12 protein-coding genes are annotated in these 12,090 nt (G+C 71.6%); 7 read left to right on the forward strand and 5 right to left on the reverse strand.

What is annotated here, in order from left to right:
* Nucleotides 1–124 precede the first annotated feature (124 nt).
* A complete protein-coding gene (locus tag N5875_RS13945) occupies nucleotides 125–691 on the forward strand; it encodes a DUF6542 domain-containing protein (RefSeq protein WP_338499168.1) in 567 nt (188 codons plus the stop codon).
* 112 nt (nucleotides 692–803) lie between these two features.
* On the opposite strand, the gene N5875_RS13950 is transcribed toward N5875_RS13945, so the two are convergent.
* Both N5875_RS13950 and N5875_RS13955 read right to left on the reverse strand, forming a co-directional pair.
* A complete protein-coding gene (locus N5875_RS13950; protein ID WP_318209005.1) occupies nucleotides 804–1,547 on the reverse strand; it encodes an ROK family protein in 744 nt (247 codons plus the stop codon).
* A 30-nt stretch (nucleotides 1,548–1,577) separates the two neighbouring features.
* Nucleotides 1,578–2,630 carry a 4-hydroxy-3-methylbut-2-enyl diphosphate reductase gene (locus N5875_RS13955; RefSeq protein ID WP_338494011.1) on the reverse strand — a complete coding sequence of 351 codons (1,053 nt, stop codon included), beginning with the start codon at nucleotides 2,628–2,630 and terminating at the stop codon, nucleotides 1,578–1,580.
* 63 nt (nucleotides 2,631–2,693) lie between these two features.
* On the opposite strand from N5875_RS13955, the gene N5875_RS13960 reads away from it, so the two are divergent.
* From N5875_RS13960 to N5875_RS13975, 4 genes are all read left to right on the forward strand, one after another.
* Entirely contained in the window at nucleotides 2,694–4,064 is a 1,371-nt protein-coding gene (locus N5875_RS13960; protein ID WP_318209003.1) for an APC family permease, read from the forward strand.
* A gap of 451 nt (nucleotides 4,065–4,515) precedes the next feature.
* Nucleotides 4,516–5,733, forward strand: a complete 1,218-nt coding sequence (gene xseA, locus N5875_RS13965) for an exodeoxyribonuclease VII large subunit (protein WP_318209002.1) — start codon at nucleotides 4,516–4,518, stop codon at nucleotides 5,731–5,733.
* Between the two features lie 51 nt (nucleotides 5,734–5,784).
* Nucleotides 5,785–6,048 carry an exodeoxyribonuclease VII small subunit gene (locus N5875_RS13970; protein ID WP_318209001.1) on the forward strand — a complete coding sequence of 88 codons (264 nt, stop codon included), beginning with the start codon at nucleotides 5,785–5,787 and terminating at the stop codon, nucleotides 6,046–6,048.
* A 238-nt stretch (nucleotides 6,049–6,286) separates the two neighbouring features.
* Nucleotides 6,287–6,877 carry a malonic semialdehyde reductase gene (locus N5875_RS13975; RefSeq protein WP_338494014.1) on the forward strand — a complete coding sequence of 197 codons (591 nt, stop codon included), beginning with the start codon at nucleotides 6,287–6,289 and terminating at the stop codon, nucleotides 6,875–6,877.
* A gap of 135 nt (nucleotides 6,878–7,012) precedes the next feature.
* On the opposite strand, the gene N5875_RS13980 is transcribed toward N5875_RS13975, so the two are convergent.
* Complete coding sequence (locus N5875_RS13980) at nucleotides 7,013–7,546, reverse strand: DUF4245 domain-containing protein (protein WP_338494015.1); 534 nt, start codon at nucleotides 7,544–7,546, stop codon at nucleotides 7,013–7,015.
* Between the two features lie 117 nt (nucleotides 7,547–7,663).
* Here N5875_RS13980 and glpX point away from each other — a divergent pair, with 117 nt between their 5' ends.
* Nucleotides 7,664–8,698, forward strand: a complete 1,035-nt coding sequence (glpX, locus tag N5875_RS13985) for a class II fructose-bisphosphatase (protein WP_030320583.1) — start codon at nucleotides 7,664–7,666, stop codon at nucleotides 8,696–8,698.
* A gap of 171 nt (nucleotides 8,699–8,869) precedes the next feature.
* Here glpX and N5875_RS13990 read toward each other — a convergent pair whose 3' ends face one another.
* Nucleotides 8,870–9,241, reverse strand: coding sequence for a WhiB family transcriptional regulator (locus tag N5875_RS13990; protein WP_338494019.1), 372 nt, complete (start codon nucleotides 9,239–9,241; stop codon nucleotides 8,870–8,872).
* 174 nt (nucleotides 9,242–9,415) lie between these two features.
* Nucleotides 9,416–10,144 carry a DUF1707 domain-containing protein gene (locus N5875_RS13995; RefSeq protein WP_318208997.1) on the reverse strand — a complete coding sequence of 243 codons (729 nt, stop codon included), beginning with the start codon at nucleotides 10,142–10,144 and terminating at the stop codon, nucleotides 9,416–9,418.
* Nucleotides 10,145–10,362: 218 nt separating this feature from the next.
* Between N5875_RS13995 and N5875_RS14000 the strand changes: the two genes are divergently transcribed.
* On the forward strand, nucleotides 10,363–12,033 hold the full coding sequence (locus N5875_RS14000) for a fumarate hydratase (protein ID WP_338494022.1): 1,671 nt from the start codon (nucleotides 10,363–10,365) through the stop codon (nucleotides 12,031–12,033).
* The last annotated feature ends 57 nt before the right edge of the window (nucleotides 12,034–12,090 follow it).

Consider the following 12,090-nt stretch of genomic DNA (forward strand, 5'->3'; position numbering starts at 1 on the left):
CGTCACGCCGCCTGTCACCCCGCCCGCCGCGCTCGTGGAGGGCGCGGCCGTGTACCGCGTGACCGGCCGGACCCGGCGGGGCCCCGGCGGCCCCCGCGTCCAGCGCGCCGGAGCACCCGGAGCGGTGGCCGGGAAGCCGACGGGACGGCCCGTGCCGCCCGTCGTCCTCGCGCTGCGGCGCCTCCCCCAGCCCCGCCTCACCGGGCTCGGCGCCGGGCTCTTCGCCTCCGCCGTCATGCTGACGCTCGGCTTCCTCGACCTGCTGCTCCTCGACGGCTCCCCCGTCGTCTACGGACTGCTCTTCCTGCCGGTCAGCGCCCTGACCGCGCTCTGGGTCCGTACCGCCGACCTCGTCACCGCCCCCATCGGCGTCCCCATCGCCTTCGCCGTCGGCGTCGTTCCCATCGCGGGCGGCACGGGCGGCTTCGGGGGCCAGGCCATGGCCGTCGTGACCGCCCTCGCCGTGCACGCCGGCTGGCTGTACGGCGGCACCCTCGTCGCCGGGCTCATCGCGAGCGTACGGAAGGTGCGGGAGATGGGGCGGCGCCAGCACCTCGTGCGGTCCGCCGCCGCTGCGGCTGCCGCGTCCGCCGGAGCCCCGTCCGCCGGAGCCGGGGCCGGGGAGGCGCCCGCGGCCGGTGGGAGGGGGGCCTCGTCGGGTCGTACCGCCCGCCGTCGCCCCGTCGCCTAGATCTCCCCGATCTCCCCGATCCACCGGATCTCCCGGATCCCCCGGATCCACCGGATCCACCGGATCTCGGAGATCGCGTAGATCACCGGTGCCGCCCCGGCCGTAGAGCCTTCTACGACGCCCCCGCCGCCATCCCCGCCCCCACGATCCCCGCGTTGTTCTGGAGTTCCGCCGGGACGATCTCCGCCCTGATGCCCTCGATGAGCGGCAGGAACTTGTCCGCCTTGCGGCTCACGCCGCCGCCGATGATGAACAGCTCCGGCGAGAACAGCATCTCCACATGCGCGAGGTACTTCCGCACGCGGCGCGTCGCCCAGTGTTCCCAGGAGAGGCCCTCGTCCTCCTTGGCCTTCGTCGACGCCCTGGTCTCCGCGTCGTGGCCCTTGAGCTCCAGGTGGCCCAGCTCCGTGTTCGGGACGAGGCGGCCGTCGACGAAGAGGGCCGAGCCGATGCCCGTGCCGAAGGTCAGCATGATCACGGTGCCCTTGCGGCCCCGGCCCGCGCCGAAGGTCATCTCCGCGACTCCGGCCGCGTCCGCGTCGTTCAGGACGGTCACCGGGAGGCCGCCCAGGCGCTCGCTCAGCAGGGTGCCCGCGTCCACGCCGATCCATGACGTGTCGACGTTCGCCGCCGTACGGATGGTCGAGCCGGTCACCACCCCCGGGAAGGTCACCCCCACCGGTCCCGTCCAGCCGAAGTGCTCCACGACCTCCACGACGCAGCCTGCCACACCGTCGGGTGTGGCGGGCTGCGGGGTCAGTACCTTGTGGCGCTCCTCGGTGAGCGCTCCGCGCTCCAGGTCCACAGGGGCGCCCTTGATGCCCGAGCCGCCGATGTCCACTCCGAAGACGTTCATGGAACCCACGGTAAGGGCTGTGGCGCCGAGTTACTCCTTGACGGACGGGGCGGACGGGGCGGGCGCGCCCGCGCCCAGCTTCTCCGCCACGGCCCGCAGGTCCTTGTTGCGGAGCTCCTTGGGCAGCGAGAAGGTGAGGGACTCGTCGGCCGTCTTGACGATCTCCACGTCCGCGTAGCCGCGCTCGGAGAGCCACTCCAGGACCTCCTGCACGAGGACGTCCGGGACGGAGGCGCCGGAGGAGAGGCCGACGCTGGAGACGCCCTCCAGCCAGGCCTCGTCGATCTCGCTCGCGAAGTCGACCAGGTACGCGGCGGGGACGCCGGCCTGCTTGGCGACCTCGACCATGCGGATCGAGTTCGAGGAGTTCTTCGAGCCGACGACGATCACGAGCTCGGCCTGGCCGGCCAGCTCCTTGATCGCGATCTGGCGGTTCTGCGTGGCGTAGCAGATGTCGTCGGACGGCGGGGAGATCAGCTGCGGGAACTTCTCCTTCAGCGCGTCGACCGTCTCCATCGTCTCGTCGACCGAGAGCGTGGTCTGGGAGAGCCAGACGACCCGGGACGGGTCGCGGACCTCGATCTTGGCGACGTCGCCGGGGCCGTCGACCAGCTGGATGTGGTCGGGGGCCTCGCCGGACGTACCGATGACCTCCTCGTGGCCCTCGTGGCCGATGAGGAGGATGTCGAAGTCCTCGTTGGCGAAGCGGACGGCTTCCTTGTGGACCTTGGTGACCAGCGGGCAGGTGGCGTCGATGGTCGCGAGCCGGCCCTCGCGGGCCTCCTCGTGGACGGTCGGGGCGACGCCGTGCGCGGAGAACATCACGATGTTGCCCGGCGGCACCTCGGTCGCCTGGTCGACGAAGATGGCGCCCTTCCGCTCCAGGGTCTGGACGACGTACTTGTTGTGGACGATCTCGTGCCGGACGTAGATCGGGGCCCCGTACTGCTCCAGGGCCTTCTCCACCGCGATCACGGCACGGTCCACGCCCGCGCAGTAGCCGCGGGGGGCGGCGAGCAGGACACGCTTCGGGCGGTTCGTCGCGGAGGCGGAATCGGGCGTCGACGCGGGCGTTGCAGTCATGCGTCCCATCGTAAGGCCGCGTCGGTGAGCGGTTTGATCGGCGCCGTGGCCGAAACTGTGGCCATGGCCGAGGAATCTCAGGTGGCGGCGCGCGGGAAAGACGCGGAACATACGGGACTTCGACGGAACCTCGGGTTCCGGGACCTGGTCGTCTACGGGCTCCTCTTCATCGCTCCCATGGCGCCCGTCGGTGTCTTCGGCACGCTCGACGCGAAGTCCGGCGGCGCGGTCGCACTCGTGTACGTCGTGGCCACGGTGGCCATGGCGTTCACGGCCTTCAGCTACGCGCAGATGGTCCGGGTCGCCCCGCAGGCCGGCTCCGTCTTCACGTACGCGCGCAAGGGCCTCGGCGAAGGGCCGGGATTCATCGCCGGCTGGATGGCGATGCTCGACTACCTGCTGATCCCGGCGGTCGCCTATCTCTTCGCGGGCATCGCGATGGAGGCGCTGGTCCCGGAGGTCGACCGGTGGGTGTGGACCGGGATCGCCGTCGTCGTCACGACCCTGCTCAACCTCTGGGGCGTACGGGCGGCCGCCCGGGTCGGCTTCGCGGTGCTCGCGATGGAGATCGTCGTCCTGCTCGTCTTCGTCGTCGCCGCGATCGTGGTGCTCGCGCAGGACGGGGCGCGGCGCGACTGGTGGTCGCCGCTCGCCGGTGACGCCTCGTTCTCGCCGGCCGCCGTCATCGGCGCGGTGTCCGTGGCCGTCCTGTCCTACCTGGGCTTCGACGCGATCGCCTCCTTCGCGGAGGAGGTCACGGGCGGCTCGGCGAAGGTGGCCCGCGCGGTGCTGTTCTGCCTGGCCCTCGCGGGTGTCCTGTTCATCGCGCAGACCTGGCTGGTCGCGCTGCTCGAACCGGTCTCGTCGGCCGAGCTCGCCGCCGATCCGGGAAAGCAGGGGTCGGCCTTCTACGACGCCGTCGAGAGCGCGGTCGGCGGCTGGCTGCACGACCTCGTGGCCGTCTCGAAGGCGATCGGCGCGGCCTTCGCGGCGCTCGCGGGGCAGGCGGCCGGTGGCCGTCTCCTCTTCGCGATGGGCCGCGACCGGCGCCTGCCGCACGTGCTCGCCCGGACGGACGGGGGCGTGCCGCGGGTGGCGCTCCTGGTGTCGGCGACGGTGACGATGATCGCGGCGGTGTGGGCGGCCCGGCGGGACGACGGCCTCGACCACCTGGTGTCGGTCGTGGACGTGGGCGCGCTGACGGCCTTCGTCCTGCTGCACGCGAGCGTGGTGGGCTGGTTCGCGGTACGGCGGGCGGAGGGCCCGCCGCACTGGCTGAAGCACATCGTCCTCCCGGTGGTGGGCGCGGCGATCCTGATCGCGGTCATCGTGGAGGCCTCGGTGTCGGCGCAGGTGGTGGGCGTGGTGTGGCTGGGCGTGGGCCTGATCGTCCTGGCCGTACAGGGAGCGACGAGAACCCCGGCGCGCGACTGAGCCGCGCCGAGCCGCCGAGCCGCCGAGCCGCCGAGCCGCCGAGCCGCCGAGCCGCCGAGCCGCCGAGCCGCCGAGCCGCCGAGCCGCCCGGAACTTCGCGCGCGGCGTCTGGTTACGGGCCGCGGGGCGGGCCGCGTCGGGCTTGGGCTACCAGGCCGAGGCCGGGTGCGGGACGGGTTTGGGCGCGCGAGCGTGCCCGCGGCCCCTGGGGCCCCGGGTACACGCGCAGCCCGTGCCGGAACCCGGTACTCGGGACGAGGGGGCAGGCGTACGCGGCCGGGGCCGAAGCCAGGCCTCGGGGCAGAGGCGTACGGGACCGGGCGAGGCGTACGGGGCCGGGGCCTGGCCGCAGGGCCGGGGGCCGGGGCACACGGCCGGGGCGACCGGTCCTCGGCGCGGGGCACGCGCGCGTGCCCCTGACGTTGTCGTACCGCGCGGTTACGCTCGGTCCATGGCTCTGACTACGTCCGCCGAAGCACCGCTTCCCGTCGGTGAGGTCTCCCGCCTGATCGGGGGTTGGATCGACCGGCTCGGGGCGATCTGGGTCGAGGGGCAGATCACGCAGCTGTCCCGGCGCCCCGGCGCCGGGGTCGTGTTCCTGACGCTGCGGGACCCCTCGTACGACATCTCCATCGGCGTCACCTGCTACCGCCAGGTCTTCGACGCCGTCGCGGACGTCGTGTCGGAGGGCGCCCGGGTCGTCGTGCGCGCCAAGCCCGAGTGGTACGCGCCGCGCGGCCAGCTGTCCCTGCGGGCGGTGGAGATCAAGCCGGTCGGGATCGGCGAGCTGCTCGCCCGCCTTGAGCAGCTGAAGCGGAGCCTGGCCTCCGAGGGACTCTTCGCGCTCGACCGGAAGAAGCCGCTGCCGTTCCTGCCGCACCGCATCGGGCTCGTCTGCGGCCGCGCCTCCGCGGCGGAGCGGGACGTCCTGGAGAACGCGCGCCGGCGCTGGCCCGCCGTCGCCTTCGAGGTGCGGAACGTCGCGGTGCAGGGCGTGAAGGCCGTCCCGCAGGTCGTCCAGGCGGTCAAGGAGCTCGACGCCCACGAGGACGTCGACGTGATCATCGTCGCCCGGGGCGGCGGCAGCGTCGAGGACCTGCTGCCGTTCTCGGACGAGCAGCTCGTCCGGGCCGTCGCCGACTGCCGTACGCCGGTGGTCTCGGCCATCGGGCACGAACCCGACTCGCCGCTCCTCGACCTGGTGGCCGACCTGCGCGCCTCGACGCCGACGGACGCGGCCAAGAAGGTCGTCCCGGACGTCGGTGAGGAGCTGGACCGGGTGCGCGGGCTGCGGGACCGCGCCCTGCGGACCGTACGCGGCCTGCTCGACCGGGAGGAGCGCGGCCTCGCGCACACGCTCGCCCGGCCCGTCATGGAGCATCCGCAGCGCATGGTCGAGGTCCGCGAGGACGAGCTCGTCGCACTGCTCGCCCGCAGCCGTCGGGTCCTCGGGCACCTCCTGGACCGGGCGGACTCCGAGCTGTCGCACACCCGGGCGCGGGTCCGGGCGCTGTCGCCCGCCGCGACGATGGAGCGGGGGTACGCGGTGCTCCAGCGGGCCGACGGCTCGGTGGTCCGCTCCCCCGAGGAGGTCGCGGCGGGCGAGGAGCTGCGTGCCCGGGTCGCGGAGGGCGAGTTCGCGGTACGGCGCGTGGCCGACCCGGCCTGAGCGGGACCACGCAAGACGCATAAGAACCGGTTACGGAGGGTGGAGCAGCACATGGCAGCGGGAACGGGTACGGACGAGGCGGCGCTCGGGTACGAGCAGGCGCGGGACGAGCTGATCGAGGTCGTTCGGCGGCTCGAAGCGGGCGGAACGTCCCTGGAGGAGTCCCTCGCGCTCTGGGAGCGCGGCGAGGAGCTGGCGAAGGTCTGCCGGCGCCGCCTCGAAGGGGCGCGGGCCCGACTGGACGCCTCGCTCGCCGCCGAGCGTGCGGCGGAGGAGGCGGAGGGCGCCTCGGGCGGCGACGACGGGGACGCCTAGCCCCCGCGCGGTCCGCACGGGCCGCACGGGCCGCCGGTCCGCACGGGCCGCCGGTCCGCCACGGGCCGCCCGCGCCGCCGCCGTGCGGCGACTCATCGGGGCGGCGTAGACTGGCGAGTGAAGCGGATCACTATCCGGATGGATTGGTTGAACTTTCACCAATCCTCGGCGTACTGTCGAGGACATCGCTTGAACCCCGTACGAGCGAACCCCCTTTGCAGTCCGGAAGGTACGCAGCATGTCTCTCGCCCTTGACGCCGCCGCTCAGGATCTCCTTTTCCGTGAGGCCCGCACCGCCAACACGTTCACCGACGAGCCGGTGACCGACGAGCAGGTCCAGGCGATCTACGACCTGGTGAAGTACGGCCCGACCGCCTTCAACCAGACCCCGCTGCGCATCACCCTGGTCCGCTCCCCCGAGGCCCGCGAGCGCCTGGTCAAGCACATGGCCGAGGGCAACCAGCCCAAGACCGCCGCCGCCCCGCTCGTCGCGATCCTCTCGGCCGACAACGAGTTCCACGAGGAGCTCCCGGCCCTGCTTCCGCACTTCCCGCAGGCCAAGGACATGTTCTTCGCCGAGCGTCCGGTCCGCGAGCAGTCCGCCGTCCTGAACGCCGCCCTCCAGGCCGCGTACTTCATCGTGGGCGTCCGCGCCGCCGGCCTGGCCGCCGGCCCGATGACCGGCCTGGACTTCGCCGGCGTCCAGAAGGAGTTCCTGGACGCCGACCACACCCCGCTGATGGTCATCAACATCGGCAAGCCGGGCGAGGACGCCTGGTTCCCGCGCTCCCCGCGCCTCTCCTTCGACGAGGTCGTCACCACCGTCTGAGTCCGCTGACGCGACAATGACGCGAAGAAGGCCCCGCACTCCATGAGTGCGGGGCCTTCTTCGCGTTCTCCGCGGTTTCGCGTTCCCCACGGCTCGGACTCCGCGACTCGGACTCCGCGGTTCGGACTCCGCGGCTCAGACCTTCTTCGACTGGAGCGAGCCCACCATCTCGGTGAGCCGCTCGAACGACGCCGTGCCGGTCACCACCGTCGTCGCCCCGCCGTCCACCCGGACGAGCGCGTCGTACTTCGGGCCCTCCCAGCGCTGCCAGACCTGGCCCGCCACCGTCTCGGTCCTCCCGGTGTTCTTCGCCCGCTGGGTGACGTCCGGCACGAAGGTCTTCGGCGCCGCCGTCGACTGGTGGATCGCCACGTACTGGGTGTCCGGCGAGAGGAAACCGAGCTGCCAGGCGTTGGAGTTCTCGCGCTTGTACGAGACGACCGTCGCCTTCCACCCCTCGCCGAGGCCCTCGGGGGCAAGCACCGGATACGGTGCCGCCCGCTGAGCCGTCAGGAGCTCGACCCGGTAGTCCTTCGCCTTGACCGGTTCGGCGCTCTCATCATGCGGAATGAAGAGATACATCACTCCCGCGGCGACCAAGATCACCGCGAGCGACTGGAACATTCCGCGTACCGTCTGCCTGCCTCGCATACCTGCCACGCGCACCATGGTCGCATCAAGGGTCCGTGCTCATACGTGGGCCCCTCTGCTCATTTTGTCGACGTACCGATAGAGTCGCAGCACCCTCCCTTAACCGGCCGTCGCCGTACAGAAAGGTGCGTTCCGATGACCGAGCAGCAGAATCTGCCGCCCGAGCTCGTGGTCTCCCCCGAGGCTCCCGACCGCAACCTCGCCCTTGAGCTGGTCCGCGTCACCGAGGCCGCCGCCATGGCCGCCGGCCGCTGGGTCGGCCGCGGCGACAAGATCGGCGCGGACGGCGCGGCGGTCAACGCCATGCGCACCCTGATCTCCACCGTCTCGATGAACGGCGTGGTCGTCATCGGCGAGGGCGAGAAGGACGAAGCGCCCATGCTCTTCAACGGCGAGCGGGTCGGCGACGGCACCGGCGCCGAGGTCGACATCGCCGTCGACCCGATCGACGGCACCACGCTGAACGCCAAGGGCATGCCCAACGCGATCGCCGTCCTCGCCGCCGCCGACCGCGGCACCATGTTCGACCCCTCCGCGGTCTTCTACATGGACAAGCTGGTCACCGGCCCCGAGGCCGCCGACTTCGTCGACATCAACGCCCCCGTCTCGGTCAACATCCGCCGGGTCGCCAAGGCGAAGAACTCCTCGCCCGAGGACATCACGGTCGTCATCCTGGACCGCCCCCGTCACGAGGGCATCGTCAAGGAGATCCGCGAGACCGGCGCCCGCATCAAGTTCATCTCGGACGGCGACGTCGCCGGTTCGATCATGGCCGTCCGCGAGGGCACCGGCGTCGACATGCTCATGGGCGTCGGCGGCACCCCCGAGGGCATCATCTCCGCCTGCGCCATCAAGTGCCTCGGCGGTGTGATCCAGGGCAAGCTGTGGCCGAAGGACGAGGCCGAGCGCCAGAAGGCCCTCGACGCCGGCCACGACCTGGACCGGGTGCTCTCCACGAACGACCTGGTCGGCGGCGACAACGTGTTCTTCGTCGCGACCGGCATCACCGACGGCGAACTGCTCCGCGGGGTGCGGTACCGCGCCGAGACCGCGACCACGCAGTCGCTCGTCATGCGTTCGAAGTCCGGCACGATCCGCCAGATCGACTCCACGCACCGGCTCTCGAAGCTGCGCGCGTACAGCAAGATCGACTTCGACCGCGCGAAGTGATCCACGCGAAGTGATCCGCGCGAAGTAGTCCGCGCGAAGTGGTCCGCGCGAAGTGGTCCGCGCGGTCGTCCACGCGGAAGCCGTCCGTCGGACGGCACGAAGAGGGGCGCCCCCATGTGCGGTGGGGGCGCCCCTTCCCGTACGGAACGACGGTGGTGGACCGCGCTCCCGTCAGCCCGCCTGGGCGATGCGGTCGGTCGCGGCCGCCTTCCGCAGCTCCACCTCGCGCCGCCGGCGGCGGGCCAGGGCGACGCGGCGCTCCGCCGCCGTGAGCCCGCCCCACACCCCGTACGGCTCGGGCTGGAGGAGCGCGTGCTCCCGGCATTCGACCATCACGGGACAGCGGCCGCAGACCCGCTTGGCCGCCGCCTCACGCGCGAGCCGGGCGGCGGTCGGCTCCTTGGAGGGGGCGAAGAACAGTCCGGCCTCGTCCCGGCGGCACACCGCCTCCGCATGCCAAGGACCGGCCTCGTCCTCCCGTGCAGGGGCGCGCTGAGAGGGCACGGCGGCGACCTGGAGGGGCTGATGCGGCAGTTGCAGCACGGTCTACTCCTGACGACGGCTTCGCGAGCGAGCGGCGATGCACCAGCCCTACCCGCTGTGCGCGCGCCTATGCACTGCGTGCCGCGCCGTTCCGCACTGCGGATACCCCAGGGCGAATTCCGGTCACTCCCACGCCGCCTCGCGCGTCACCGTCGCCGCGTCGCCGTCGCCGCGTCAGTGACCGAGATGCTTGCGCAGCTTGTCCTGGAGGTCGGTGATCCACTTGCCGCGCTTGGGTCTCGCCTCGACGTTCCCGAAGACCGAGTAGCCGTTGATGACGACGACCGGGGCCTGCGGGTCGACGCCCTCCAGGGTCACGACCTCGAAGTTGCCGAAGATCCCGCTGCCGTTGCCACGCAGGCTGATGTTCTCCGGGACCCGCACCTCCACGTTGCCGAAGATCGACGTGGCATTGATGGTGGTCAGCCGCTGCGCGAAGATCGCCTCGGTCAGGTCGATCTCGATGTTCCCGAAGAGCGCGAACGCGTTCGTCCGGCGGCTCACGCGCCACCGCCCCTTGCGGGTGGTGCTGGAGAAGATCGCGACGAGGTTGGCCGGGGGGCCGTCGGCTCCCTCCGGGCCGTAGCCGTAGTCCGGCGCGGGCTCCTGGCGGGTCCGGGCGCCCGGCAGGTCACGGACGATCGGCTCCAGCTCCCCGACGGTCTTCGCCCGGTACACCGCGTCGATCCGGTCCGAGTGCTCCTCGGCGTCGATCCGCCCCTCGGCCAGGGCGTCCCTGAGGATGTCCGCGATCCGGTCCCGGTCCGCGTCCGAGGCCCGCAACGAGCCCTGTGGGTCGGCGAAGACGGTCTCCGCGGAGGCGGGCTCGGCAGGCTTGGCGGGCGCGGCCTGCCGCTGCGGCTCCGGCTGCATTTCGGGTTCGGGCTTCTTTTCGAGGTCCACGTCGCCAGCCTAGCGAAACGCGATAGATCGCGACCAGGGGGCGGGCCGGGCCCTGTGGACAAGGTCTCGAACCGGAAGCCGAAACACGCCACTCCGGCACGGTCCCCGCCCCAAGTGAGCCTTACCTCACAGGACCGCGCCCGGGCCCGCGTTCTACGCTGGAGGGCGCACTGCCAACGGAGGCGGTGCGCCGTCTTGCCGAGTGAGGAATGGCCCCCATGCCAGAGTTTGCGTACTCCGATCTGCTCCCCCTGGGAGAGGACACCACGCCCTACCGCCTGGTGACCTCCGAAGGTGTCTCCACCTTCGAGGCCGACGGCCGTACGTTCCTCAAGGTCGAGCCGGAGGCGCTGCGCACGCTGGCCGCCGAGGCGATCCACGACATCCAGCACTTCCTGCGGCCGGCCCACCTGGCCCAGCTGCGCCGGATCATCGACGACCCGGAGGCGTCGAGCAACGACAAGTTCGTCGCGCTCGACCTCCTCAAGAACGCGAACATCGCCGCCGCGGGTGTCCTGCCCATGTGCCAGGACACCGGCACCGCGATCGTCATGGGCAAGCGCGGGCAGAACGTGCTGACCTCCGGCCGCGACGAGGAGGCCCTGTCCAAGGGCGTCTACGACGCGTACACCAAGCTCAACCTGCGGTACTCGCAGATGGCCCCGGTCACCATGTGGGAGGAGAAGAACACCGGCTCGAACCTGCCCGCGCAGATCGAGCTGTACGCGACCGACGGCGGCGCGTACAAGTTCCTCTTCATGGCCAAGGGCGGCGGCTCCGCCAACAAGTCCTTCCTCTACCAGGAGACGAAGGCCGTCCTCAACGAGGCGAGCATGATGAAGTTCCTGGAGGAGAAGATCCGCTCGCTCGGCACGGCGGCCTGCCCGCCGTACCACCTGGCGATCGTCGTCGGCGGCACGTCCGCCGAGTTCGCGCTGAAGACCGCGAAGTACGCCTCCGCGCACTACCTGGACGAGCTGCCCACCGAGGGCTCGGCCGAGACCGGCCACGGCTTCCGCGACAAGGAGCTCGAGGAGAAGGTCTTCGAGCTGACGCAGAAGATCGGCATCGGCGCGCAGTTCGGCGGCAAGTACTTCTGCCACGACGTCCGCGTCGTCCGCCTCCCCCGCCACGGCGCCTCGCTGCCCGTCGCGATCGCCGTCTCCTGCTCGGCCGACCGCCAGGCCGTCGCGAAGATCACCGCCGAGGGCGTCTTCCTGGAGCAGCTGGAGACCGACCCGGCGCGCTTCCTGCCCGAGACGACCGACGCGCACCTCTCCGAGGAGAGCGATGTCGTCACCATCGACCTCAACCAGCCGATGGACGACATCCTCGCCGAGCTGACCAAGTACCCGGTCAAGACCCGCCTCTCCCTCAACGGCCCGCTGGTCGTGGCGCGCGACATCGCGCACGCCAAGATCAAGGAGCGCCTGGACGCGGGCGAGGAGATGCCGCAGTACCTGAAGGACCACCCGGTCTACTACGCGGGCCCGGCGAAGACCCCCGGGGGGTACGCCTCCGGTTCCTTCGGTCCGACGACGGCCGGCCGGATGGACTCGTACGTCGAGCAGTTCCAGGCGGCGGGCGGCTCCAAGGTCATGCTGGCCAAGGGCAACCGCTCGCAGCAGGTCACGAACGCCTGTGGCAGCCACGGCGGCTTCTACCTCGGCTCGATCGGCGGCCCGGCGGCGCGGCTCGCGCAGGACTGCATCAAGAAGGTCGAGGTCGTCGAGTACGAGGAGCTCGGCATGGAGGCGGTCTGGAAGATCGAGGTCGAGGACTTCCCGGCGTTCATCGTGGTGGACGACAAGGGCAACGACTTCTTCCAGAACCCGGCCCCGGAGCCGACGTTCACCCACATCCCGGTGCGGGGCCCCGGCCTCGGCTGAGACGCCCCCAGAACCACCAGAGCCCCCGGCGCCCCGCCGGGGGCGGGCCCGTGGGTG

This window comes from Streptomyces sp. SJL17-4 (assembly GCF_036826855.1).
Classification (GTDB): Bacteria; Actinomycetota; Actinomycetes; order Streptomycetales; family Streptomycetaceae; genus Streptomyces.

What these genes read in the sequence shown, in the direction of transcription:
- N5875_RS13970 (WP_318209001.1), top strand. Translation starts at nt 5,785, where the DNA reads ATGGCAGCGGGAACGGGTACGGACGAGGCGGCGCTCGGGTACGAGCAG.
- glpX (WP_030320583.1), top strand. Translation starts at nt 7,664, where the DNA reads ATGACCGAGCAGCAGAATCTGCCGCCCGAGCTCGTGGTCTCCCCCGAG.
- N5875_RS14000 (WP_338494022.1), top strand. Translation starts at nt 10,363, where the DNA reads ATGCCAGAGTTTGCGTACTCCGATCTGCTCCCCCTGGGAGAGGACACC.
- N5875_RS13980 (WP_338494015.1), bottom strand. Translation starts at nt 7,546, where the DNA reads ATGGTGCGCGTGGCAGGTATGCGAGGCAGGCAGACGGTACGCGGAATG.
- xseA (WP_318209002.1), top strand. Translation starts at nt 4,516, where the DNA reads ATGGCTCTGACTACGTCCGCCGAAGCACCGCTTCCCGTCGGTGAGGTC.
- N5875_RS13950 (WP_318209005.1), bottom strand. Translation starts at nt 1,547, where the DNA reads ATGAACGTCTTCGGAGTGGACATCGGCGGCTCGGGCATCAAGGGCGCC.
- N5875_RS13960 (WP_318209003.1), top strand. Translation starts at nt 2,694, where the DNA reads ATGGCCGAGGAATCTCAGGTGGCGGCGCGCGGGAAAGACGCGGAACAT.
- N5875_RS13955 (WP_338494011.1), bottom strand. Translation starts at nt 2,630, where the DNA reads ATGACTGCAACGCCCGCGTCGACGCCCGATTCCGCCTCCGCGACGAAC.
- N5875_RS13975 (WP_338494014.1), top strand. Translation starts at nt 6,287, where the DNA reads ATGTCTCTCGCCCTTGACGCCGCCGCTCAGGATCTCCTTTTCCGTGAG.